Source organism: Acinetobacter sp. YH01006 (assembly GCF_013420445.1).
In the GTDB taxonomy this organism is placed as follows: Bacteria; Pseudomonadota; Gammaproteobacteria; order Pseudomonadales; family Moraxellaceae; genus Acinetobacter; species Acinetobacter pseudolwoffii.
Map to the genome: position 1 here is coordinate 56,788 of NZ_VOYB01000012.1, position 24,813 is coordinate 81,600.

Below are 24,813 nucleotides of genomic sequence, written 5' to 3' on the forward strand. Positions count from 1 at the left end.
AATATATTTTCATATAAAAACCAACATATTGATATTATTGATTTATTCTAAAATTAATTGATTTAAAACAGTGCTTATATTGAAGAAAAACTTCTTAAAATGATGAATAAATCACCACTTTTAAAATTGTATTCATGAAATAAATATCAAAGTTAAATCGATAAATTCAAATTATATTTGAAAATTCAGAAAAGACTACACTTATGACCGGTCGAAATTTCCGGCCATAAGTTCAAGTATCGGCTTTCTTAAATCATATAATCTTTATGCTGCTCAAAGATCTCTGGCGCCAGATCCTGAATCGCCTGAAAATGGGTCAGATAAATGCGCCCGCTCAGATGCGTCATCAATTTAGAAGCTTGCAGCTTGTCCATGACCGGACCTTTAACTTCGGCAAAATGCAGGCGAATATCCAGTTTGGCCAGTTCCGCATTTAAATCTTCCAGCATTTCCAAAGCGCTTAAATCAATGGCACTGATACTGGAGCAATTTAAAATCACATGTTGCAGCTTGTCATTCAGGCTGATCTCATTGATCAGATAACCTTTAAAGCTATTGGCATTCAGAAACGTCAGATTCTCATCAATCCGCAGTGACAGCACCCGATCGGAGGTACTGACCTGATGACGCTGAATATTGCGAAAATGCTGGGTTCCTTCGACCAGACCGACAACTGCAATATGCGGACGGCTGATTCGCCATAACATCAGAACAAAGGTCGACACGATTCCAATAATCAAACCGGTCGAAATATCAATAAGAACCACGCCGAGAAAGGTAATCCACATGGCAAGGCCATCTGCCTTGGAATAACGCCAGGCATCAAAAAATGGCTGGAAATTAACCAGCTTCCAGATGGAAACAATAATCGTCGCGGCCAGAATGGTCAGCGGCAGATCTTCAAAAAATCCGGTAAAGAACAGGCTCACAAAAATAATCAGAATCGAAGATAAAACACCGGCCATAGGTGATTTGGCACCGGCATCGGCATTCACCACCGTCCGCGAGAGGCTGCCCGTCACAGGAAAAGCTGAACTCACGCCCGCACTGATATTGGCCAGACCGAGTGCGATCAGCTCCTGATTACTGTTTAAATGACTGCGTTGCTGTAAGGCTGTCGCTTGAGCAATCGACAAGGATTCCACAAAACTGATCATGGCGATCATGCTGGCGCCCGGTAGCAAGGTCATCACCAGTTCCCAGTTCCAGTGTGGAAAAGATAAGGGTGGAAAACCGGAAGGAATTGCACCGACCGTTTTAATGCCCTGAAGCTTTAAATCCAGAAAGACAATCGCCGCAATGCCGAGACACACCAGAATCAGGGGCACCGCACGGACTAAAAAATCTGTAGAGCCAAGCCGGCTTTGGACAGCCTGAGATTTTAATAACTTGGGCAGATAGATCAGTAAAGCCATCGACAACAGGCCAAATAACAGGCTTGGTAAATGCAGGAGCGGCAGATACTCCAGAAGACTTGTTGTAAATTCTGGAATGTTATTGGCTTTTAAGGGTAGGTCGACCAAGAACTTCAATTGTCCAAAAGCAATTAATAATGCCGAGGCAATAATAAAGCTCTGAATGACTGGATGACTGATCAGCTGAATTAAGAAACCGAAACGGAATAATCCCAAGAGCAGGGAAATAATACCGACCATGAGTGCTAATAAGGTCGCAGCTTCGATATAGACCGGTGAGCCGACTTCAAGCAGTGGATTGAGCGTGGCAAAAGTCATCATTGAAATGATCGCCACCGGGCCAATCGATAAAGTCGAACTGCCACCGAGCAACGCATAAATGATCATTGGCAGGATGCTGGCATATAAGCCCATGATCGGCGGTAAACCGGCCAGCATGGCATAAGCCATCCCCTGAGGAACCAGCATCGCCACGACAATCAGTGCGGCCAGCACATCGGATTTAAATTTGACCGGCGTATAGTCGCTTAACCATGCCCAGGCAGGCAGTCTATGCAAAAGTTTAGACTTGGAATTTGGCATAAAAAGGTCTAAATCACAAATATAGATATATTATGCACAAATTCTGCTAAGAAATCTTAAGGGGTCGAATTTGTGATGATTTATGTTTTTAAAATAAATCAGCTAGGTCTGGCCTCCATTTTCTTGAAGCAGCTATAGCGATTTTCTACAAAGTCGTTATTTCTGCCAGATCAATGGAGTAGAGAAGTGTGTTTTGGCGTTAAATAGTGTTTAAAAATAAACTATTTAATTTGATTCGCACAATACAGCTGATAAAGCGTAGTCAATACCACAATCAAATTTTGATCTTTAATTGAATAATAGATCTGTTTACCATCCCGACGGGTATTCACTACATCACTTTTGCGCAGCATCATGAGCTGCTGGGAAAGTGTTGGCTGTTTAATCTCAGTTATTTCCTCAATTTCTGAAACATTCAGTTCCGCTTGAGAGAGATGGCATAAAATAAGGAGACGGTCGGTATTGGCCAGGGATTTTAAAATGCCAACGACCTGTTCTGCTGAATCGCGCATAGTCGTGATTTCAAAATCGGTTTTCATTCAATATGTCCATTATAAAGTTACAGCCCGTTAATTATACGGGTCTTAGCTCGTAATACCTTGCTAAAAACAGTTAAGTTTTATGGTTTTTAATGAATTGAATTATCAATTAAAATTATATTTTAAATATTGATAGATAAGATAAATTTATTGCATAGTGCAGAAAGTATTTTAGTTCACATTCGTGCAATCAAGTGCAAGTTTCATCAAACATCTACAAAGCAAAAAAATGCTTGTATGATGTTTAAGCGACTTGAACCAATAACATCAGGGATATCATCATGAGTACAGATTCAGCTTTTCCAACACCGAATAATTTAGGTATAGCGGTGTATAGTAATAATGCAGACGCGATTGGAAATACACCGCTTGTTCGTATTAATCGTGTGATTTCCGGTCCAGCCACTGTACTTGCGAAAATTGAAAGCCGTAATCCGGCATTTTCAGTCAAGTGCCGTATTGGTGCAGCATTGATTAATGATGCTGAAAAATCTGGCAAGCTCAAACCCGGTATGCATATTGTCGAGCCGACTAGTGGCAATACCGGTATTGCATTGGCTTTTGTTGCGGCAGCCAAAGGTTATGACATTACTTTGACCATGCCTTCAAGCATGAGTATTGAACGCCGTAAGGTGGTGAAAGCACTGGGTGCCAATCTGGTATTGACTGATCCGGCCAAAGGCATGAAAGGCGCGATTGAAGAAGCACAACGTCTAGTCAATGAAAATCCTGAACTGTACTACCTGCCACAACAGTTTGAAAATCCGGCCAATCCAAAAATTCATGAAGAAACCACAGGTCCAGAAATCTGGGAAGCGACTGCGGGAAATGTCGATATTCTGGTCGCAGGTGTCGGAACGGGTGGAACCATTACCGGTATTTCACGCTACTTTGAAAAGGTAAAAAACAAGCCTTTATATTCAGTGGCGGTGGAACCTGCTGAGTCTGCAATTATTGGTCAGGCCAAACGCGGTGAAGACATTACACCTGGACCACACAAAATTCAGGGGATTGGTGCCAACTTCATTCCGGGCAATTTGGATTTAGACCTTATTGATGAAGTGATTGCCATTAATAGTGCAGATGCAGTCGAGTGGGCGCGTAAAACTGCAGCTCAGGAAGGTATCCTGGTCGGTATTTCAAGTGGCGCGGCTATGGCAGCTGCGGCACAATTGGCGGCTCGCCCTGAAAATGCCGGTAAAAATATTGTGGTGATTTTGCCAGATGGTGGTGAACGTTACCTGTCTTCGATCTTGTTTGAAGATATTTCTGCCGAATAACATTGATGCATTTTATATTTTAAATACTGCCATACAAGCCCGAAGTCATCTTCGGGCTTTTTTATCTTTTTTATTTAGTTGTATTTGCTGGCAATAGGGCGCTACATTTTTAAAATAGTCAGATGAAGGACTTGACCTTACCATGATGGGAATGTTTAAGCTATAAGCTCAACAGTGAGTTGAGGCATGGAGATGGGTATGGCAGAACAAGACAGCAACCGCTTATATGAACAGCAGGTGCAGATTGGCGGTATGACCTGTGCCTCCTGTGTCGCTCGCGTGGAAAAAGCCTTGAAAAAAATTGAAGGCGTGGTCGAGGCATCTGTCAATCTATCGACTGAAAAAGCTTTTATTAAAAGCCAGAAACCGATTGCTGCCGCTGCGCTGGTTCAAGCAATTGAAAAATCCGGTTTCGATGTACCGACGCAGCGGTTTGATTTGAATATTGAAGGCATGACCTGTGCCTCCTGTGTGGCTCGCGTAGAAAAAGCCCTAAAAAAAGTGGAAGGCGTGCTGAATGCACACGTGAATCTGGCCACTGAAAAGGCGCATGTGAGTGCGATCAATTCTGTGCCATTATCCAAACTAACTCAGGCCGTACAAAAAGCCGGTTTTGATATTCAGACTGACCGGATTGAACTGGCAATTGAAGGCATGACTTGCGCTTCATGTGTGGCACGGGTTGAAAAAGCTTTATTGAAAGTAGAAGGTGTCAGCGAAGCACAGGTCAATCTGGCCACCGAAACTGCCTGGGTGAAAGCTTCGCATGCCCAGCTTCCGGCCTTGATTGCTGCCGTGGAGAAAGCCGGTTATCAAGCCACAATAAAATCCGGTACGGATATGTCGGCAGATAGCCATGGCGCTTTTCAGGAAAAGAAAGCCAATGAAACGGCACAACTGAAACGAGATTTATGGCTTGCAGTCATTCTGACAGCGCCTGTATTTATTCTGGAAATGGGCTCGCACCTGATTCCGGCATTTCATCATTTTATTGCCCATACGTTAGGAACCCAGAACAGCTGGTATCTGCAGTTTGTGCTGACCACTTTGGTGCTGATTATTCCGGGACGGCGTTTTTATCAGCATGGTATTCCGGCTTTATTGCGTTTGGCGCCGGATATGAATTCTCTGGTCGCAGTCGGAACAATCGCAGCTTATGGATTTTCCTGCATTGCGACCTTTTTTCCGCAGCTGTTACCCCAGTCCACCGTCCATGTATATTTTGAAGCGGCAGCTGTCATTGTTGCGCTGATTTTACTGGGGCGGTATCTGGAAGCCAAAGCCAAAGGTAAAACCTCAGAAGCGATTCAGTATCTGGTCGGCTTGCAACCGAAAACCGCACGGGTACAACAGCATGGCAACTGGGTTGATCTGGCGATTGCCGATGTACAACAGGGCATGCTGATTGAAATCCGCCCGGGTGAAAAAGTCGCCGTCGATGGTGAAGTGGTTGCCGGGCAAAGTTATATCGATGAAGCAATGATGAGTGGTGAGCCTTTACCCGTGGCCAAACAGGCCGGGGATCAGGTGGTGGGTGGTACAGTGAACCAGAATGGAACCTTGCAAATCAGGGCCACTGCGGTCGGACAGGATTCTGTACTGGCGCAGATTATTGAGATGGTGGAACAGGCACAAGGCTCGAAACTACCGATTCAGGCGGTGGTGGATAAAGTGACTTTATGGTTTGTACCTGCCGTCATGGCACTGGCGGCCTTGACCTTCATGGTCTGGTTCCTGTTTGGGCCTGAACCCAATCTGACCTATGCATTGGTCAACGCCGTGGCGGTGCTGATTATTGCCTGTCCGTGTGCGATGGGGCTGGCAACGCCGACCTCAATTATGGTCGGAACTGGGCGTGCCGCTGAACTGGGCGTGCTGTTTCGTAAGGGTGAAGCTTTACAGTTATTGCAGCAAACCCAAGTCGTCGCACTTGATAAAACCGGAACCTTGACTGAAGGAAAACCGTTGCTGACGGACTTTGAAGTCACAGCAGATTTTAATCAGCAGACTGTATTGCAACTGGTGGCTTCGGTTGAAGCCAAGTCAGAACATCCGATTGCCCATGCCATTGTTCAGGCAGCTCATGAGCAACAACTGGAACTGAGTGAAGTCACAGATTTTGATTCGATCACCGGCGCAGGGGTCAAGGCACAGGTAGCTGGTCAGCAGCTGCATATTGGAGCTGAACGTCTGATGCAGAACTTAGGTCTAAATGTCGATCTGTTTCGGTCTACTGCACAAAAACTCGGTGATCAGGGCCGTAGTCCCTTATATGTGGCGATCAATCAAAAGCTGGCGGCGATTATTGCCGTCGCGGATCCGATTAAAGCAACTACCTATAGTGCGATTCAGGCCTTGCATGAGCAGGGTCTAAAAGTAGCGATGATCACCGGTGACAATCAGCATACCGCGCAGGCCATTGCCAAACAGCTGAAAATTGATCAGGTAATTGCGGAAGTTTTACCGCATGAGAAAGTGGATGCGGTACGTCAACTCCAGCAGCAATATGGCGTACTCACTTTTGTCGGGGACGGAATCAATGATGCCCCGGCACTGGCACAGGCTGATGTTGGCATGGCGATTGGTACAGGCACCGATGTCGCGATTGAGGCAGCCGATGTGGTGTTGATGTCAGGTAATTTACAGCATGTGGCCACCGGAATTGGTCTGAGTCAGGCCACCATGCGCAATATCCGGCAGAACCTGTTCTGGGCCTTTGTCTATAATATTGCTTTAATCCCGATTGCCGCCGGGGTGCTCTATCCATTCTGGGGCATCTTGTTATCACCAATGTTTGCCGCAGGCGCGATGGCATTGTCTTCCGTGTTTGTTGTCACTAATGCTTTGAGATTAAAAGCCTACAAAGCGGTACAGTTCAAGGAGCAAGCAGGATGAATATTGGTCAGGCGGCAAAACGTTCCGGCATCTCTGCAAAAATGATTCGTTATTATGAAGACATCGGGTTGTTGCCTGCTGCGAAACGAAGCGATGCAGGTTATCGGGTTTATACTGATGCGGACATTAAAACCTTAAGTTTTATTCAACATGCACGCGAACTCGGCTTTTCTTCAGAGCAGATGAAAGAATTACTCGGCCTGTGGCTGAACAGCTCACGTCAGAGTAGCGAGGTGAAACAGCTGGCCGAAAAACATATCCAGTTTTTACAACAGAAAATTGCCGATATGCAGCATATGCTGGTGATATTACAGCAATCGGTGGAGCAGTGTGCCGGCAATGAACAGTCCGATTGCCAGATTTTAAAACAGATTGAACAGGGTGTCGTCCCTGAGCAGCACTGAGCTGATCTGCAGCTCAGGTTAAATATAGTCTACCCAATCACATTAATTTTTAAAGCGATCCTATGGAGCCAAATATGAAATTCCGTATTGAAAATATGACCTGTGGTGGCTGTGCACGCAGTGTGACTGCTACGATTAAAGATCTGGATGAAAATGCCACCGTTCATATAGATGTGGCGACTAAGCTGGTCGAAGTTGAATCGACAGTCACTGAGTCCGAGATTGTCGCGGCTTTAACCGAAGACGGATTTCCGCCAATTGCTGCTTGATATTTGTTAAGTCATTCAATTGAAATAAAATGCCGGATTCAATCCGGCATTTTTTATTATAGGGCTTAGACTGACGAGATTTTATCCGGGGTCATCAGCGCCTGATTAATATACAGTTTAATCAGGCGTTCACGTGAACCAATCGCTTTTTGATAATTGGTCGAATTTAATAATAGTGAAGCACCATAAGTCACGGTCCAGATATAAGACAAATAATCCCGAATCGACATGGCACTTTCTAAAGCCACCAGATAATTATGGGTCATGTCTTTAATCCGGATAATCCGTTCTTCGCGAATCCGATAAAGCTCCTGAAATAAATCTTTCAGATTCTTTTCATTATTGGTTAAACGCTCTTCAATCACATGCAACAGGATGGTGCGATTGGAATTGAGCATGTGATAGAGCATATATTGCGAAACATAATTTTTAATATCGTTATTATATTTTTTTGATATTTCCAGAATTCTTTTTTCATTCAGAATAATTAGTTCTAAATATAACTGGTTCTTGCTTTTGAAATGCTTGTAGATCGTTCCTTTCGCGATGTCCAGTTCACTGGCAAGTTCACTCAGGGTAATGTCCTGATTATTGTCCAGTAGCAGGCTTTCAGCCATGCTCAGGATCTTCTCTTTACGAAGAAGGAAGTTCTGCTGTCTTACAGTCGTCATCTTCTTGGTCCATATTTTTCGAAAAAGAACCTTTCAAGAATATTCAATTTTACCCAAGATAGCTATAAAACTAAGGTCGTGATATTTATCTAATTTTGTATATTTATGCAGCAACTGCTGACAATGAAAAATATATATGGTGTCAGTCTGGAAATATTGTCAAGAAAACTGAACCCTAGAGATCAACTTTGCTAAATAAAATTCCATTTTCAGCATAATTATTTTATTGTTTCAGCACATCAAGTGAAATCATTATTCGGTTTAAGACCGTCCTGGCAAAGGATTATAGTGGTGAATAAAGAATCATTTTAAGCCTGCTTGGTTCAGTAAATAACGGTGACATAAAGCTTGGGTTTTTAAATTTTATGTCGCTTATTTAGTTGAATGAGATTTACTGCTGGATTAATTCGAGATGATGATTTTCGATTGATATGCATTGATTGAAGTAAAATCATAAAAAAGATTTTCATTAATCAATGATTATAAAACGCTCAGCAACAGAATTGAGTATCACCAGTTAAGGAATGTAAGAATGCCTATTTATAATGCGCCGCTAAAAGACATGGAATTTATTTTAAATGATGTGTTTCAAGCTGAACAATTTTGGCAAGGTAATGAAAATCTTGCACATTTAGATATGGCAACTGCAAATGCAATTCTGGAAGAGATGGCCAAATTTTCCAAGAATGTCATTCTTGACCTGAATCGTCCTGCGGATGAAGAAGGTGGTGCTCAGTTTAAACATGGTGAAGTGACCACACCTACAGGCTTTAAAGATGCCTTTAAGCAGTTTGCTGAAGGTGGCTGGGTAGGTTTAGGTGCCAGTGAAGAATGGGGCGGGCAGAATATGCCAAAAATGCTGACCGTGCTGGCCGATGAAATGATCTGGAGTACCAATCCATCATTTATGCTTTACCCGCTGTTAACCGTGGGTGCAGGCATGGCGATCAATGATCGTGCTTCACAAGAACAGAAAGAAACCTATTTACCAAAATTCTATACAGGCGAATGGTCGGGCACCATGTGTCTGACTGAGCCACATTCAGGTACTGATCTTGGCATAATCAAAACCAAGGCTGAACCCAATGAAGATGGCAGCTATAACATCAGCGGTACCAAAATCTTTATTACCAGCGGTGAACATGACCTGAGTGAAAATATCATTCATCTGGTGCTGGCAAAAACACCAAATGCACCCGCCGGTTCACGTGGCATTTCCCTGTTTATTGTGCCGAAATTTCTGGTGAATGCAGATGGTTCACTCGGTGAACGTAATGCAGTATCTGCGGGTTCAATCGAACATAAGATGGGAATTAAAGGCTCGGCGACCTGCGTCATGAACTTTGATGGTGCCAAAGCTTATATGGTCGGTAACGAAAATGAAGGACTGGCCGGCATGTTCGTGATGATGAACTACGAACGTCTGTCGATGGGAATTCAGGGCATTGGCGCGGCAGAATTTGCTTATCAGAATGCGGCACAATATGCGACAGACCGTTTACAGGGACGCGCCTCGACCGGTGCGAAATCACCGGAAAAACCAGCCGATTCGATTCTGGTACATGGTGATGTGCGCCGGATGTTGCTGAATGTGCGCGCCAACAATGAAGCATCTCGTGCCTTTGCTGTCTATGTCGGTCAGCAGCTGGATATCACCAAATATTCGACCGATGCTGAAGCGGTGCGTAAAGCGACCGACCGTGTGGCTCTGTTAACCCCAATTGCCAAAGCATATCTGACTGATAAAGCATTAGATTCTGCACTGGAAGCGCAAATGTGCTTCGGTGGTCATGGTTATATCCGTGAATGGGGTATGGAACAATGTATTCGCGATCTGCGCATTTCACAAATTTATGAAGGCACCAATGGTGTGCAGGCAATTGACCTGATTGGCCGTAAAACTACCAAATGTAAAGGTGCTTATATTGCAGAGTATATCGCTGAAATCCGCGAGTTCGCCCAAGGTCTGGATGATTCATTGACGATTAAAACGGCGACATTAGAGACCTGTCAGCAACTGGAAGACATCACCAGCTTTATCGTCGAGCAGTCTCAACTGAATCCGGACTTTGCTAACTCGATTGCGGTCGATTATCTGCATGCGGTGGGTCTGCTCAGTTTTGTGTATATGTATGCGCGTATCAGCAAAGCTGCAGCAACGAAAGACGATAGCTATTTCCAGAACAAATTGGTACTGGCGAATTATTATGTCGCCAAAGTTCTCCCGGATTTGAGTGCCCGAATTCAACGTATTCAGGCAGGTGCAGAACTGGTCATGCAATTACCTGAAGACTATTTCACTGCACAGGCTTAAACCGGCAAGTATTGCGAAGGACAAACACTGCAGAGCTTCTGCTGTGCGGTGTTAAATAACAATGATGAAAAAGGATGAGATTAGAATGATTGTAATTGTAGAAGCTGTACGTACCGCAATGGGCGGTTTTCAAGGCTCACTTTCAAGCTGTACGGCGCCTGATTTGGGTGCTGTGGCGATCAAGGAAGCTGTAGCTCGTGCTGGTTTAACTGCAAACGATATTGATGAAGTCATTATGGGCTGTGTACTGCCGGCGGGTTTAAAACAGGGCCCGGCACGTCAGGCCATGCGTCAAGCCGGCTTACCGGATTCAACAGGTGCCACCACGATCAATAAAATCTGTGGCTCAGGCATGAAAGCGGTGATGCAGGCAGCAGATGCAATCAAAGCGGGTTCGGCTGAAATTGTGGTCGCAGGTGGCATGGAATCTATGTCTAATGCGCCATATTTGATGGACAAGGCACGTGCCGGTTTCCGTATGGGACATGGCAAAGTCACGGATCACATGTTCCAGGAAGGTCTGGAAGATGCAGAAACAGGTCTGTCGATGGGAATTCTGGCACAGGAAATGGCAGATAAAAAAGGCTATACACGCGAACAGCAGGACGATTATGCCATTGGCTCATTAAACAAAGCGGTGACGGCTGTTCAGCAAGGCTTCTTTAAAGATGAAATCGTAGCAGTCACTGTCAGTAACCGTAAAGGCGATGTGGTGGTTGAGCAGGATGAACAGCCTTTAAATGCCAAAGCGGACAAAATTCCAAGCTTGCGTCCAGCCTTCAAAAAAGACGGAACCATTACCGCAGCAAATGCCAGTTCAATTTCAGACGGTGCTTCAGCACTGGTGGTCACCTCTAGTGAAATTGCTGCACAGCGTAACTTAAAACCGCTGGCTAATATTTTGGCCTATGCCAGCCATTCGCAGCATCCTTCGGAATTCACTATTGCACCTGTCGGTGCGATTGAAAAAGTCCTGAAAAAAACCGGTTGGGATGCCGCTGATGTGGACCTCTGGGAAATTAATGAGGCTTTTGCCATGGTGACGATGCTAGCCATTGATGGCTTTAAACTGGATACTGCAAAAGTCAACATCAACGGTGGCGCATGTGCGCTCGGTCATCCACTGGGGTCTTCTGGTTCCCGTATTATTGTGACCTTGATTCATGCCTTAAAACGTACTGGTGGCAAGAAAGGTATTGCCGCACTGTGTATCGGTGGCGGTGAAGCAACTGCGATTGCAGTGGAACTGGTTTAAGTCCAGCCAAAATTCAATGCTCGAATTAGCAAAATTAATTATTGATTGATTTAGACGCTAATGCTCTTGGTTCACCAGGAGCAGATGCCTCTTTATTTTATATTTTTGAGATTTTTTATGAACGGTTTAGAGCGCATTCGTTTGCTCCCATTACAAGATAAAGTCGTATCTGTCGAAAAAGCACTACAACTGATTCAAGATGGCGATGTAGTTGGTTTAAGTGGTTTTGGGGGGGCAGGTGAAGCGAAAACTGTGCCTTTGGCCTTGGCTGAATATGCACAGAAGTATCCAATTCATATTACCTTGGCGACAGGTGCAAGTCTGGGGAACCGGATTGATGGAAAACTCAATGAAGCACATGTCATAACCCGCCGTTATCCTTATCAGGCAGATCCTTCTTTACGTAAAGCGATTAATGCCGGTGAAGTGATGTATGTCGATCAGCATCTCTCTGAACTGGCCGATAATATCCGTCATAAAAACTTGCCAGCGATTAATGTGGCTGTAATTGCTGCAACTGCGATTACTGAAGACGGTCAGATTATTCCGACAGGCTCTTGCGGAAATTCTGCAAATTTCATCGAAATGGCAGATCGGGTCATTATTGAAATTGATATGACGATTAATCCCGTACTAGAAGGTGTTCACGATATCTATGTACCTCAAGCGCGCCCAAACCGCGAGCCAATTCCTCTGACTCAAGCCAGTGACAAAATTGGAACAATCGGGATTCATGTTGCACCTGAAAAAATTTCTGCGATTGTCATCAATGAGATTCCAGACACTTCCTTTGGCATGGACGAACCGGATCAAGAAACGCTGGCGATTGCCAGTCACCTGATTCATTTCTTTGAACAGGAAGTGGCAGCAGGGCGTTTACCTGAAAATCTGGGGCCGCTGCAATCCGGTGTGGGCTCCGTGGCCAATGCGGTCTTTGCCGGCTTCGAACATTCCAATTTCAATAATCTGGAAATGTATTCTGAAGTCTTGCAGGATTGCACTTTCCAGCTTATCGATTCAGGCAAGATGACCTTTGCTTCAGGTTGCTCCATGACCCTGACCGATGACTGTGCCGCACGAGTGATGAACAATTTTGATCGATACAAAGATAAAATTGTCTTGCGTCCACAGGAACTTTCCAATAATCCTGAACTGATTCGCCGTCTCGGGATTATTGCGATTAATACAGCACTTGAGTTTGATATTTACGGAAATGTGAATTCAACCCATGTTACTGGAACCAAGATGATGAACGGTATTGGAGGCTCGGGAGATTTTACCCGTCATGCGCATATTGCCATCTTTGTGACCAAATCCTATGCCAAAGGTGGTGCGATTTCTTCAGTCGTTCCCCTAGTCAGCCATACCGACCATACCGATCATGACGTTGATATTCTGGTGACTGAGCAAGGTTTAGCAGATCTGCGTGGTTTGGCACCGCGTGAACGTGCCCGCAAGATTATCGATATCTGTGCTCATCCAGATTACCGCGAAAGTTTAAATCATTATTTTGAGCGTGCCTGTGCGCGTGGTGGTCAGACACCGCATTTATTGAATGAGGCTTTGTCTTGGCATGCCCAATTTGAAGAAACCGGTTCAATGAAAACCGCTTAATACGTTTAATCGCATTGATCATCAAATAGAGCCCGTTGTATACGGGCTTTATTCATTTTATTACATTCAGTTTTTTGTCGTTTAGAGATCATTTGGATGATTTAAAAACTTTTTCCAGTACATGCCGATGTATAAATCGAAGCTTGTCTTCTACCGCTTCGGTCAGCTTGAATGGGTAGGCATCTTCCAGACCCATACAACGGTTCAAGGCATTTAAATTAAAGGTTAAGGTAACCCAGTTTGCAAGAATATGTTCAACATCCTGTCCGCCAATTGGACATTCTTTAAAATCCATGCTGGCCAGATAGCCACCATTGCCAATAACGCGGATTCCAGCATAGTAAGCAGTTTCCAGTGTTTCCATCATATGCAGATAATGCGCCCAGGTTTCTGCCCAGTCTTCCCAAGGATGTGCGGTGGCATAAGCACTAATATAGTTTTCCTGCCAGTTGATCGGGGCGCCGTCATTATAATAAGTTTGCAGCGCCTCACTGTAATTTTGCCGCTCATCACCAAAATAGTGACGAAACTCTTCAATCAGTTCCGGATGTAAGTGTTGCATCAGTGCAAAATAGTAATGTCCGCTTTCATGGCGAAAATGGCCCAATAAAGTCCGGTAATTTTCTCCCATATTCACGCGCGTTGTTTCACGATACACCACATCCGCCTCAATCGCATTTAAGGTAATCACACCATTGGCATGACCAATCAAAACCGGCTGATCATCTTCAGGCAGTAAAAAATCAAAACGCAGGCCAAATGGATCATCTTCAGATTTTTTGGGGCGTGGCATCATGTTCATACGCTGCGCCAAATAAAGGAAGCGGCGTTTGGCCTCTTCCAGTCGAAACCAGTAAATCAGGTTCTCTGAATTTTCCAGATCAGGAATCACATGAGTGAGTTGACAGGACTCACAAAAATCTTCATCTTCATTACTGGGAATCATCCAGTTACATACCTGATAGTGCGTATAGTTATGACAGGGTTTATAACTGGCATGCTGATAACTTTTGGAGACTGGAATCCATTGATCAGCACTCTGCTTTTTAAATGCGCACAATTCTTTTTCCGAAGCGACATAGCCGATTGGTGACATACAATGATCACAGACTGATTTGTAAAAAAATAGCTGTTGCTGGCAGACGGCGCATTCAAAATGTTTCATCTAAACTCCCTGTAGGGAAGCAAACTGTCTAGAATGCCTACCTAAATTTCATCCTATTGTAATAACATCATAAAAATTTTAATAAAAACTCTATATGGCTGAATTGTAAATGGAGGATGCTTGGCATTATATTGTGAGCTAAATAACTCGTTATTTTTAAATAGAAAAAGATTGCTTAGAGAAATACAAATTGACAGATGATCTGTTTTTGCAACAAAGCCAGGTTAAGGTGAAATTTAAAATAATATGAACATTAGAAAAGCTACTGTTCAGGATACATCTGCTATCGTAGAAGTCATTGCGCCATTTGTAGAGGCTGTCACTACGGCAGAAGAGGGACGCTTACGTTTTAAAGCTGAAGTAATTCAAACCATTTTTGAACGGCCAGATAATTTATTATTATGTGGCTGAAATTGACCGCAGAATAGTCGGTGTGGTGGCTTATATAGCACCTGCACATTTCATGCATTTTTTCTTGAATAAGGCTTATCAAGGTCAAGGTTACGGTCGCCAAATGTGGCGCTTTTTAGAAAAACATATTCGTAGCCAAGGTCATCAATCTATTACTGTAAAATCCAGTTTATATGCTTTGGATATTTATAAACGCTTCGGTTTTGTTGAAATGGGCGAATACACTGAGGAAAATGGCATTCGTTTTATTCCCATGCGAAAAGACTACTTAGCTGAAATTTAAACCATCTAAAAACAATCCAAACTTTCCGCTATTCACCTTCACTCCATTTTTAATTAGTCATGCCTTTTACTTAGGCATAGAATTGGTTCACTTTTGTTATATATGCAAATCATTTTATGGCAATCAGCTGGATCTTTTTCACCTTAATGGCTGCATTTATGCAGGCATGGCGTAATGCATTTCAAAAACAGCTGAGCACTACGGTCGATGTTTGGGGGGTCACGCTGGCACGGTTTATCTTTGCCTTGCCCTTTGCAATAATCTATCTGTCCAGTCTTTATCACTTCAAGCCCGTTGAAAATATTATCCATTTTACTCCCAGGTTTTGGGTCTATATTGTGATTGCTGGTTCAAGCCAGATTTTAGCGACTGCCTTGATGGTGAAGCTGTTTCAACAAAAAAATTATGCGATTGGGGTCGGTTTGGCTAAAAGTGAAGCCATTCTTGCCGCCGTCATTGGTGTCGTGTTTTTAGCCGATCATTTATCGGTACTGGCCTGGATCGGTGTGGTACTCGGTGCTTATGCTGTATTCCTGCTGAGTAAAGGCCAGCAGATCAGCGGATTTTCTGCCCAGACCTTAGCGATTGGAATCGGCAGCGGCTTAAGTTTTGCGATTACCTCACTCTTGGTCAGGGAGGCGAGTCTGGAGCTAAGCACATTGCCAACTGTCCATCGTGCTGCATGGGTACTGCTGATGGTCATCAGTTTTCAATGCATCAGTATGCTGATCTATCTGAGTCTATTTAGCCGCCAGACTTTAGTGGCCATGTGGCAACGCTTGAGATTAACCTTTAAAGTCAGCGTGTGCAGCTTTATGGCATCGCTGGGCTGGTTTACTGCCATGAGCATGATGAGTGTGCCCATTGTCAAAACACTAGGTCAAATCGAGATTTTATTTAGTATGCTGATTTCTGCATATTTCTTTAAGGAGAAACTGGCACGTGCCGAGCATTGGGGGCTGGGCTTGGTGGTGATCGCTGCGATTTTGGTCATTTGGGCTTAATGCTGACTCCATCTTGATAAAAAAAAGCCACTGATGATGATCAGTGGCTTTTTCCTTTTTTGAGCAGTTTAAGCTGCAATAAATGCCTGAACTGCCTGATTGAACGCTTCAGGTTGCTCGACATTGGAAATATGCGATGCATTGATTTCAAACAGTTGGCTATTGGCAATGCTGGCTTGCATCGACTGACCATCAGCAACAGTCGTTACAGGATCTTGCTGACCTGCCACAATCAATACAGGAACTGAAATTGTCTTTAACTGTTCACGTAAATCCGCTTTAGCCAAAGCTTCACAGCAACTCGCATAACCTTCCGGACTGCCAGCTCCAAGGTCGTTTGAAAGTTCTGCAACAATTGCTGCGTTGCTTTGAATAAAGGGTTCGGTAAACCAGCGTGATGCTGCGGTCGATGCAATCGGTGCCAAGCCTTGCTCACGCACCAGTGCAGCACGTTCCAGCCAGGCCTGTTCCTGACCAATTTTGGCTGCCGTATTACACACAATCACTTGGTTAAAGCGTTCTGGGCGGTTAATTGCCAGCCATTGACCAGTCAGACCCCCCATGGAAATGCCACAGAAAGCAGCTTTCTGGATATTTAAATGATCCAGTAGATTCACTACATCTTGACCCAGTTGATCCAGGGTATATGGCCCTTGTGGTGCGCTCGAGCCACCGTGACCACGGGTGTCATAACACACCACGAAATAATCTTTCTGGAAAAATTCAATTTGTGGCTGCCACATGCTGAATTTGGTGCCCAATGAATTGGAGAACACAATTGCAGGCTTAGAGGTATCCCCAAAAGTCTGGTAATTAATTTGTGCATCGTTAGATGTAAATGTTGGCATTAAAATCCCTCCCGACCTCCCTTTAAAAAAGGGAGGGGAAATTTTTATTAAGTGATCGTGCTTTTAGACGCGTTCGATAATCAAAGCAATACCTTGACCGACACCAATACACATTGAACATAGTGCATATTGACCGCCAGTTTGTTCCAGCTGGTTCAAGGCAGTGGTCACCAGACGTGCACCAGAGGCGCCGAGTGGATGACCCAATGCAATTGCGCCACCGTTCGGATTGACTTTTTCTGAGCCGTCTTCAATGCCTAGATCACGGGTACATGCCAGTGCTTGGGCCGCAAAAGCTTCATTCAGTTCGATCACATCCATCTGCTCTAGCGTTAAGCCGGTTTGAGCAAGTAGCTTTTTGATGGCAGGTGCCGGACCAAAGCCCATGATGCGCGGCTCAACACCCACAACAGTTGAGCCAATAATTTTGGCACGTGGTTTTAAACCGTATTGCGCAATCGCTTCATCAGACGCGATCAGTAGGGCGGCAGCACCATCGTTAATGCCTGAAGCATTACCGGCTGTAACTGTACCATCTGCTTTTACCACAGGTTTTAGTTTTGCCAGAGCTTCTGCAGTGGTAGACGCACGTGGATGTTCATCTTTATCTACGACCACCGGATCGCCTTTACGTTGTGGAATCACCACCGGAATGATTTCTTTATCAAAGAAACCCTTGGCTTGTGCTGCTGCTGTACGTTGCTGGCTGCTCAGGGCAAATTTATCCTGATCTTCACGGTTAATCCCGAACTGTTCAGCGACATTTTCAGCCGTTTGCGGCATGGTTTCTACACCGTACATGTCTTTGAGTTTCGGGTTAATGAAACGCCAGCCCATGGTGGTATCTTCGATTTTCTGACTACGGCCATAGGCGGTTTCTGATTTACCCATGACAAAGGGTGCACGAGACATTGACTCGACACCACCGGCAATAATCAGATGGGCTTCACCCACTTTAATCGCACGCGCAGCCATGGAGATAGTATCTAGCGATGAACCACATAGGCGGTTGACTGTGGTTGCAGGCACCTGATAAGGCACACCTGCAAGCAGCGCTGACATACGGCCAACGTTACGGTTATCTTCACCGGCCTGGTTGGCACAGCCATAGATCACATCATCGACCTGTTCCCAGTTCACCGATGGATTACGTTCTATTAAGGCTTTGATTGGAAGTGCACCGAGATCATCAGTACGAACAGGAGCGAGGCCACCGGCATAACGGCCGAATGGGGTACGGATGGCATCGATAATATATGCGTTTTTCATGTTTTTACTTTCCAAATCTTTGAATCCCTCCCAACCTCCCTTTACTAAAGGGAGGCGTTTTTCCCGGAATTTAAAGGGTGAAAGTCCCTCCTTTAATAAAGGAGGGATTTAGGGAGGATTTATGAATTAGTTTTGAGTCGCATCAATCAGCTTGGCGCCAGTCAATGACTGCAATTCTTCGAATGACAGACCTTCGACTTTCTCAATCACTTTCATGCCTTCGCTGGTGATATCAATCACACACAGGTCGGTATAGATACGATCCACACATTTCAAACCAGTCGCCGGATAAGACAGTTCAGCCACAATTTTTGGCTCGCCTTTCTTCGTGACGTGATCGGTGGTAATAAAGACTTTCTTGGCACCCACAGCCAAATCCATTGCACCGCCCACAGCCGGAATCGCATCCGGTGCGCCAGTATGCCAGTTGGCCAGATCACCATTTTCAGCAATCTGGAAGGCACCCAATACCGCGATGTCTAAATGACCGCCACGCATCATCGCGAAGGAATCACCATGATGGAAGAATGAGCCCCCTTCCAGTAAGGTTACGAATTCTTTACCAGCATTGATCAGCTCTGGATCACGGTCTTCTTCAGCAGGAGGAGGACCAAAAGCCAACAGGCCATTTTCAGAATGCAGGAATACATCTTTATCTGAAGGCAGGTAGCTGGAAATTTTGGTTGGCAAGCCGATGCCCAGGTTGACATAAGCACCATCAGGAATGTCTTGTGCCACACGTTCAGCGATCTGGTCACGGGTCAGTTTGCTATAGCTCATTATTTATCTCCGATGCCAATTATTGTGCAGGTTTAACTTGAACAACGTGTTGAACAAAAATTCCAGGGGTAATGATGTGCTCTGGATCCAGTGCACCGAGTTCCACGACTTCAGACACCTGAGCAATGGTGATATCTGCGGCCATCGCCATGATCGGGCCAAAGTTACGGGCAGATTTGCGATATACCAGATTGCCCCAACGGTCGCCTTTAGAGGCTTTGATCAAAGCAAAATCTGCTTTAATTGGATTTTCTAAAACGAAGTCTTTGCCTTCGTAATTTAAAGTCGGTTTGCCTTCAGCCAGCAAGGTACCAAAACCGGTAGGCGTGTAGATTGGACCTAAGCCCATACCTGCGGCCTGAATACGGCAAGCCAGATTACCTTGCGGCACCAGTTCCAGTTCGATCTTACCTGCACGGTAAAGTTCATCGAATACCCAGGAATCCGACTGACGCGGGAAAGAGCAAATGATTTTACGTACAGCCCCGGCTTTCAGCAGTTTCGCCAAACCGTAGTCGCCATTGCCGGCATTATTATTGACGATAATTAAGTCTTTGATACCCAATTCGATCAGACCATCAATCAGTTCAGCAGGCTGACCCGCTGTACCGAAACCACCAATCATGATGGTTGAACCATCTTTGATCTGGGAGAGTGCTTCTTTCAATGATAATGAACTTTTATCTATCATAATCTGGTCCTTTCATATCCTAAACTTATGGATGTCTTTAAACTCATTTTGAATCTGATGCTGCAAGCGAAACAGCGTTACGGTCTTTTTGTGACAATACAAAGTGCGCCACCAAACCAATACAAATCCCCCAAAAGACTGAGCTCAGTCCAAGGAACTGCATACCAGATGCAGTCGCCAAAAATGTGATCAGGGCAGCATCACGTTGTGATTCTTTGCCCATTGCAACGGAAATATTGGTGGCAATTGCACCGAGCAATGCCAGTCCGGCCAGAGCCGCAATTAATTCTTTAGGCATCAGGCTAAAGAGCATGACGATGCTGCCGGCAAATAAACCGCCTAAAATATAGAAAATCCCATTCGCGATACCGGCGATATAACGTTTTTCTTTCAGCTCATGTGCGTCTTTACCCAAACATAAAGCAGCCGTGATTGAGGCCAGTACAATGGTAATACCGCCTACACAGGCCACCGCAAGCGAAGCAATACTGGTCACACTAATAATAGGTTTGGCCGGCATGTCATAACCGCTGAGCTTGATAATGCTCATGCCTGGTAAAAACTGGCCAGAAAGACTGACTAAAATCAACGGTAGTGCCAGATTCAAGGTAGAGTTCCAGGTCCATTCCGGGGCAATAAATTGTGGAATCGCCAAGCTAAAATCAGCGTTCACCGGGTTAATTTTACCCAGTAACAGACTTAAAACCACACCTGCCACCAATACCCAAACCATGGCATAGCGTGGGCTGAAACGCTTGGCCAGTAAAAATACTGCCAGCATGCCAAACACAATGTAGGGCATGGTATCGGTTGCCGTAAACAGACCTAAACCAAACTGCAATAAAATCCCGGCCATCATTCCGGCAGCCACTTCCTGAGGAATCCAGGACAGCAATTTGTCGAAATAACCGGTGATCCCAATGAAAAAAATCACCACGGCAGAGGTGATATAGGCAGCAACCGCTTCATTGAGCGAAATATCAGGAAAAAGCGTGACTAATAAAGCCGTTCCAGGTGCAGACCAGGCAGTCACCACCGGTATTTTGTATTTAATCGATAAGAAAATACCGGCAAGTGCAGCACCAATAGAAATGCCCCAAATCCAAGAAATCATCATGTCTGGGGAAACTTGGGCTTGTTGAGCAGCCTGGAAAAAAATGATTAGTGGACCTGAATAGGAAATCAGCACTGCTAAAAATCCTGCAACAGTCGCTGAAATTGACCAATCATTTTTTAAACTGTGAAACAGGTTATTCATTGGTGATGTGCCTCCTTGCGTCAAACCATGATCCTGTTAAAAAAGTCATGATCAGGACTTAGCCCTGATCACCACCACCGACCGGTACGACAGTACCAGTCATATACGATGATTCATCCGAAGCCAGGAATACAATTGCATTCACTTGTTCCTGAATCGTACCGTAGCGACCCATAAAAGTACGGTCAATGGTCTGATCAACCACTTGCTGCATCCAGTCTTTTTCTGACTCAGTCAGTGGATTGGCATTGCGTGGCACTTTACGCGGTGGTGCTTCGGTACCGCCAGTTGCGATCGCATTAACACGGATTCCATCTTTGGCATGTTCAAAGGCAAGGGAAGCGGTCAGACCGTTCACACCACCTTTAGATGCTGAATATGGAACACGGTTAATCCCTCGTGTGGCAATAGAAGATACGTTTACAATTGTACCTTTCTGATTTTGAATCATTTCTGGAAGAACTGCACGGCAGCACCACAGCGTTGGGAACAGTGAGCGGTTCACCTCCTTGATAATTTCCTCTTCAGAAAATTCTTCAAAAGGCTTCATCCAAATCGCGCCGCCAACGTTGTTGATCAGGACATCGACACGGCCATAAGTTTGCAGCGTTTTGGCGACAACAGATTCTGCGCCGGCAAAGGTTTCCAGATTGGCTTTGACAGTAATCGCATCGCCGCCAGTGGCTTCAATTTCAGCCAGAACTTCCTCTACAAAAGGGGAAAGATCCGCCATGACGACTTGTGCGCCTTCGCTTGCCACTTGCAGCGCTACACCGCGCCCGATGCCTTGGGCAGCACCGGTCACGATCACGACTTTATTTTCAAATCTTTTTGCACGGTTCATTCTATTCTCCGGTTCAGTCTGAACTTAGTTTGCAGAGAATTTTTCAAACAGGAAGTTTGCAGGTTTAACGCCTTCAGCATCTAACCAGCCGCGAACTGCTTCAACCATTGGCACAGGACCACACAGATAAATATCCACATCACCCGCATTGAGCCATTCTTTTTCGATATGACCGGTCACATAGCCTTTACGCTCATGATTAGATTCTGGATTCGCAATCACAGTACGGTATTCGAACCAAGGGAATTTATCTTGCAGCTCATTTAGTTTTTCAATCGCCACCAGGTCAAAATCATTGGTCACACCAAACACCAGACGCACTGGATGTTCTGAACCTTTTTCTTCTAAGACTTGCAGCATCGACATAAACGGCGCGATCCCTGTACCACCCGCCAGCATCAGCACTGGACGGGTCACATTACGCAGGTAGAAGCTACCAAATGGACCCGTGAAAGTCATTTTGTCGCCAGCTTTGGCATTGACGCTTAAAAATTCACTCATTTTACCGTTTGGCACGTTACGTACCACAAACCCGGTTAAACGGTTACCTGGTTTTGAACTGAATGAATAAGAACGGGTTTCAGTCGTTCCCGGGATACCGACATTGACATATTGACCTGCAAGGAAGTGAATGTCTGCCTGACCTTCGTCTAACTGAATATCAAAAGTAATAGTCGAGTCAGATAAGTTCTCTACGCGTGCCAAAGTACCCTGGAAGGCATGAATTTCAGTTTTGCAGACCTCAGAAGATGCCTGAATCTGGAATACTGCATCTGAAGTTGGTTTACATTGACAAGCCAGAATAAAGCCTTCAGCGGCTTCTTCAGGCGTTAATGCATCTTCAATATAAGTTTCTTCAGGCATGTCATACGAACCTGATTCACAAAACGCACGACACGTTCCACAAGCACCGTCACGGCAGTCCAAAGGAATATTGATCTTTTGACGGTAAGCTGCGTCTGACAGTGTTTCTCCGTCAGAAACAGAAATAAAACGTGTAACGCCATCTTCAAATTGAAGCGCAACATTGTGGTTTGACATGGCTGAATATCCTATATAAATCTTTGTAACTGAGCCTTTCAGTCAATTTTCCATCTGACTGAAAGGCTTAACCTGGCTGTATGAACAGTCTTAGAGGTGATAAATGTCGATGACCTGGTTGATGTAATCGTTTTTCAGTACCACGTATTTGCTTAAAATTTGTGGTTTATCGCCTGAAAAGTCGATTTCATAACGTGACATACCGAAGTAGCTGTAGCTGTTTTTGTAACGGAAACTCAAAGTGTTCCAGTTAAAACGTACAGTCACTTTGTCACCATCACGTTCTACAATTTCAATATTGCTGAGGTTATGGCAGGTACGTGTGTCCGGCATGGTTGCAGACGAACGTTCAGTCTTGATACGGAACACACGGTCTTCCAGTCCTTGACGGTCCGGGTAGTAAATCAACGAGATTTCAGACTGTGGATCTGTGGTCAGTTTGTCGTCATCATCCCAGGCTGGCATCCAGAAAGACGCAGTAGGGGCATAACAAGTTAACCAGTCATCCCATTGCTCATCATCTAAAAAGCGTGCTTCCTGATACAGGAACTGCGCAATATTTTCTAAAGTGATGTCGCTCATGCGTTTTCTCCTTCAGTCGATGCTGCAATTTCTTTCTCGGACGCAATACCTTTCTTGATCAGTTCTAACCAGTATTGATGCTGAGCCAGATACAGACCTTCATCTTCAGTTTTAATACCAGACAGTTTTGGTTTTAAACCGATTTCGTTCGCTGCATCGTCCGGACCATGGATCCAGTGTTTAGAACCGCGACACATATCGTTCCATTCCAGCGCGATACCGGCATAACCGGCCTGACAGGCACGGAATTCTTCAAGATCGTCTGGCGTTGCCATACCTGATGCGTTAAAGAAATCCTCATACTGACGGATACGACGTGTACGCGCTTCAGGCTCTTCACCGACAGGCGCGATACAGTAGATGGTCACTTCAGTCTTATCGACAGAAATCGGGCGCAGTACACGAATTTGTGAACCGAACTGATCCATGAAGTAAACGTTTGGATAGATACACAGGTTACGTGAACGTTCGATCATCCATTTCGCCATGGCTTCGCCATATTGCTCGGTGTATTCATCTTTCTTGGCAAAGTTAGGGCGGTCTTCCGGGTTCGCCCATTGCGTCCAAAGTAGCATGTGACCATGTTCAAAGCCGTAAGAACCACCGCCTTGTTTGCCCCATGAGCCTGCGCTCATGGCACGGATATTGTCACCCGCTTCTTTTTCTTTACGTTGCTGGGTCGTGGCAGCATAGTTCCAGTGTACAGCAGACACGTGATAACCATCGGCACCGTTTTCAGCAGTCAACTTCCAGTTGCCTTCATAAGTATAAGTTGAAGAACCACGTAATACTTCCAGACCTTGCTCAGACTGACCCACGATCATGTCAATGATTTTGGTTGCTTCACCCAGGTATTCTTCCAGAGAAGGGACATCCGGATTCAAACTACCAAACAGGAAGCCTTTATAGTTTTCAAAGCGCGCTACTTTTTTCAGGTCATGTGAACCATCTTTATTAAAACAGTCTGAATAACCTGCCTCAGCCGGGTCTTTAACTTTTAATAACTTACCGGAGTTATTGAACGTCCAGCCATGGAAGGGGCAAGTATAGGTCGCTTTATTGCCCTTCTTGTTACGGCACAACTGTGCACCGCGATGCGAACAGGCATTAATCATTGCATTCAGTTCACCTTGACGGTTACGTGCAATGATAATGGGTTGACGGCCCATATAAGTGGTATAGAAATCGTTGTTGTTTGGAATCTGGCTTTCATGTGCCAGATAAACCCAGTTGCTTTCAAAGATGTATTTCATCTCCAGGTCAAACAGGGCTTGATCTGTGAATACTGAACGGTGCAGTTTAAATTCACCAGATTCAAAATCATCCACCAGTAATTCGTCAATGCGATCTAAATGGCTGGTGTTAATTACGGGAATACGAGGCATGTCCTTTCTCCGAC

23 protein-coding genes are annotated in these 24,813 nt (G+C 44.9%); 10 read left to right on the forward strand and 13 right to left on the reverse strand.

The genetic code is table 11. The features are described from left to right. Nucleotides 1-248: 248 nt before the first annotated feature. Complete coding sequence (locus tag FTT73_RS11210; protein ID WP_180191439.1) at nucleotides 249-1,997, reverse strand: SulP family inorganic anion transporter; 1,749 nt, start codon at nucleotides 1,995-1,997, stop codon at nucleotides 249-251. Between the two features lie 221 nt (nucleotides 1,998-2,218). Continuing rightward, the gene (locus FTT73_RS11215) at nucleotides 2,219-2,536 is read right to left on the reverse strand and encodes a helix-turn-helix transcriptional regulator (protein ID WP_005096987.1); all 318 of its coding nucleotides are present in this window, start codon (nucleotides 2,534-2,536) and stop codon (nucleotides 2,219-2,221) included. Between the two features lie 281 nt (nucleotides 2,537-2,817). Here FTT73_RS11215 and cysK point away from each other — a divergent pair, with 281 nt between their 5' ends. The 4 genes from cysK (at nucleotide 2,818) to FTT73_RS11235 (ending at nucleotide 7,384) form a co-directional block, all read left to right on the forward strand. Next, nucleotides 2,818-3,816 (forward strand): cysteine synthase A, encoded by a 999-nt coding sequence (gene cysK, locus FTT73_RS11220; RefSeq protein WP_180191440.1) that lies wholly within the window; start codon nucleotides 2,818-2,820, stop codon nucleotides 3,814-3,816. Between the two features lie 192 nt (nucleotides 3,817-4,008). Next, nucleotides 4,009-6,711, forward strand: a complete 2,703-nt coding sequence (locus FTT73_RS11225; protein ID WP_180191450.1) for a heavy metal translocating P-type ATPase — start codon at nucleotides 4,009-4,011, stop codon at nucleotides 6,709-6,711. Further along, on the forward strand, nucleotides 6,708-7,115 hold the full coding sequence (gene cueR, locus FTT73_RS11230; protein ID WP_005096982.1) for a Cu(I)-responsive transcriptional regulator: 408 nt from the start codon (nucleotides 6,708-6,710) through the stop codon (nucleotides 7,113-7,115). Before FTT73_RS11225 ends, cueR begins: the two co-directional genes overlap by 4 nt. Nucleotides 7,116-7,189: 74 nt before the next feature. Next, complete coding sequence (locus tag FTT73_RS11235) at nucleotides 7,190-7,384, forward strand: heavy-metal-associated domain-containing protein (RefSeq protein ID WP_005096981.1); 195 nt, start codon at nucleotides 7,190-7,192, stop codon at nucleotides 7,382-7,384. A gap of 65 nt (nucleotides 7,385-7,449) precedes the next feature. Here FTT73_RS11235 and FTT73_RS11240 read toward each other — a convergent pair whose 3' ends face one another. Beyond that, on the reverse strand, nucleotides 7,450-8,055 hold the full coding sequence (locus FTT73_RS11240) for a TetR/AcrR family transcriptional regulator (protein ID WP_180191441.1): 606 nt from the start codon (nucleotides 8,053-8,055) through the stop codon (nucleotides 7,450-7,452). 532 nt (nucleotides 8,056-8,587) lie between these two features. Between FTT73_RS11240 and FTT73_RS11245 the strand changes: the two genes are divergently transcribed. The 3 genes from FTT73_RS11245 to FTT73_RS11255 all read left to right on the forward strand — a co-directional run bounded on the left by FTT73_RS11245 (nucleotide 8,588) and on the right by FTT73_RS11255 (nucleotide 13,238). Further along, entirely contained in the window at nucleotides 8,588-10,369 is a 1,782-nt protein-coding gene (locus FTT73_RS11245; protein WP_005096978.1) for an acyl-CoA dehydrogenase C-terminal domain-containing protein, read from the forward strand. 79 nt (nucleotides 10,370-10,448) lie between these two features. Next, complete coding sequence (locus tag FTT73_RS11250) at nucleotides 10,449-11,624, forward strand: thiolase family protein (RefSeq protein ID WP_171062587.1); 1,176 nt, start codon at nucleotides 10,449-10,451, stop codon at nucleotides 11,622-11,624. Between the two features lie 117 nt (nucleotides 11,625-11,741). Then, entirely contained in the window at nucleotides 11,742-13,238 is a 1,497-nt protein-coding gene (locus tag FTT73_RS11255; protein WP_005096976.1) for a succinate CoA transferase, read from the forward strand. A gap of 88 nt (nucleotides 13,239-13,326) precedes the next feature. On the opposite strand, the gene FTT73_RS11260 is transcribed toward FTT73_RS11255, so the two are convergent. Further along, the gene (locus tag FTT73_RS11260; protein WP_180085376.1) at nucleotides 13,327-14,403 is read right to left on the reverse strand and encodes a putative zinc-binding metallopeptidase; all 1,077 of its coding nucleotides are present in this window, start codon (nucleotides 14,401-14,403) and stop codon (nucleotides 13,327-13,329) included. Between the two features lie 246 nt (nucleotides 14,404-14,649). Here FTT73_RS11260 and FTT73_RS16600 point away from each other — a divergent pair, with 246 nt between their 5' ends. The 3 genes from FTT73_RS16600 to FTT73_RS11275 all read left to right on the forward strand — a co-directional run bounded on the left by FTT73_RS16600 (nucleotide 14,650) and on the right by FTT73_RS11275 (nucleotide 16,101). Continuing rightward, nucleotides 14,650-14,814 (forward strand): hypothetical protein, encoded by a 165-nt coding sequence (locus FTT73_RS16600; RefSeq protein WP_005096973.1) that lies wholly within the window; start codon nucleotides 14,650-14,652, stop codon nucleotides 14,812-14,814. Continuing rightward, on the forward strand, nucleotides 14,807-15,097 hold the full coding sequence (locus FTT73_RS16605; protein ID WP_159515743.1) for a GNAT family N-acetyltransferase: 291 nt from the start codon (nucleotides 14,807-14,809) through the stop codon (nucleotides 15,095-15,097). Before FTT73_RS16600 ends, FTT73_RS16605 begins: the two co-directional genes overlap by 8 nt. Before the next feature lie 116 nt (nucleotides 15,098-15,213). Continuing rightward, nucleotides 15,214-16,101 carry a DMT family transporter gene (locus FTT73_RS11275; protein ID WP_005096969.1) on the forward strand — a complete coding sequence of 296 codons (888 nt, stop codon included), beginning with the start codon at nucleotides 15,214-15,216 and terminating at the stop codon, nucleotides 16,099-16,101. Between the two features lie 68 nt (nucleotides 16,102-16,169). On the opposite strand, the gene pcaD is transcribed toward FTT73_RS11275, so the two are convergent. From pcaD to benA, 9 genes are all read right to left on the reverse strand, one after another. Further along, the gene (gene pcaD / locus FTT73_RS11280) at nucleotides 16,170-16,949 is read right to left on the reverse strand and encodes a 3-oxoadipate enol-lactonase (protein WP_005096968.1); all 780 of its coding nucleotides are present in this window, start codon (nucleotides 16,947-16,949) and stop codon (nucleotides 16,170-16,172) included. 63 nt (nucleotides 16,950-17,012) lie between these two features. After that, entirely contained in the window at nucleotides 17,013-18,218 is a 1,206-nt protein-coding gene (gene pcaF, locus FTT73_RS11285; RefSeq protein ID WP_159515745.1) for a 3-oxoadipyl-CoA thiolase, read from the reverse strand. Nucleotides 18,219-18,344: 126 nt separating this feature from the next. Beyond that, complete coding sequence (locus tag FTT73_RS11290) at nucleotides 18,345-18,998, reverse strand: 3-oxoacid CoA-transferase subunit B (protein ID WP_159515746.1); 654 nt, start codon at nucleotides 18,996-18,998, stop codon at nucleotides 18,345-18,347. A 19-nt stretch (nucleotides 18,999-19,017) separates the two neighbouring features. Continuing rightward, entirely contained in the window at nucleotides 19,018-19,689 is a 672-nt protein-coding gene (locus FTT73_RS11295) for a 3-oxoacid CoA-transferase subunit A (protein ID WP_005096964.1), read from the reverse strand. A gap of 43 nt (nucleotides 19,690-19,732) precedes the next feature. After that, entirely contained in the window at nucleotides 19,733-20,947 is a 1,215-nt protein-coding gene (gene benE / locus FTT73_RS11300; protein WP_159515747.1) for a benzoate/H(+) symporter BenE, read from the reverse strand. Between the two features lie 58 nt (nucleotides 20,948-21,005). After that, nucleotides 21,006-21,791 carry a benzoate diol dehydrogenase BenD gene (gene benD, locus FTT73_RS11305; protein ID WP_180191442.1) on the reverse strand — a complete coding sequence of 262 codons (786 nt, stop codon included), beginning with the start codon at nucleotides 21,789-21,791 and terminating at the stop codon, nucleotides 21,006-21,008. A gap of 24 nt (nucleotides 21,792-21,815) precedes the next feature. Continuing rightward, nucleotides 21,816-22,832: a benzoate 1,2-dioxygenase electron transfer component BenC gene (gene benC, locus FTT73_RS11310; RefSeq protein ID WP_005170812.1), complete on the reverse strand. Its 1,017-nt coding sequence runs from the start codon at nucleotides 22,830-22,832 to the stop codon at nucleotides 21,816-21,818. A gap of 90 nt (nucleotides 22,833-22,922) precedes the next feature. Further along, a complete protein-coding gene (gene benB, locus FTT73_RS11315) occupies nucleotides 22,923-23,414 on the reverse strand; it encodes a benzoate 1,2-dioxygenase small subunit (RefSeq protein WP_005170815.1) in 492 nt (163 codons plus the stop codon). Then, entirely contained in the window at nucleotides 23,411-24,799 is a 1,389-nt protein-coding gene (gene benA, locus FTT73_RS11320) for a benzoate 1,2-dioxygenase large subunit (RefSeq protein ID WP_074382752.1), read from the reverse strand. The genes benB and benA overlap by 4 nt, the downstream gene beginning before the upstream one ends. Nucleotides 24,800-24,813 lie beyond the last annotated feature (14 nt).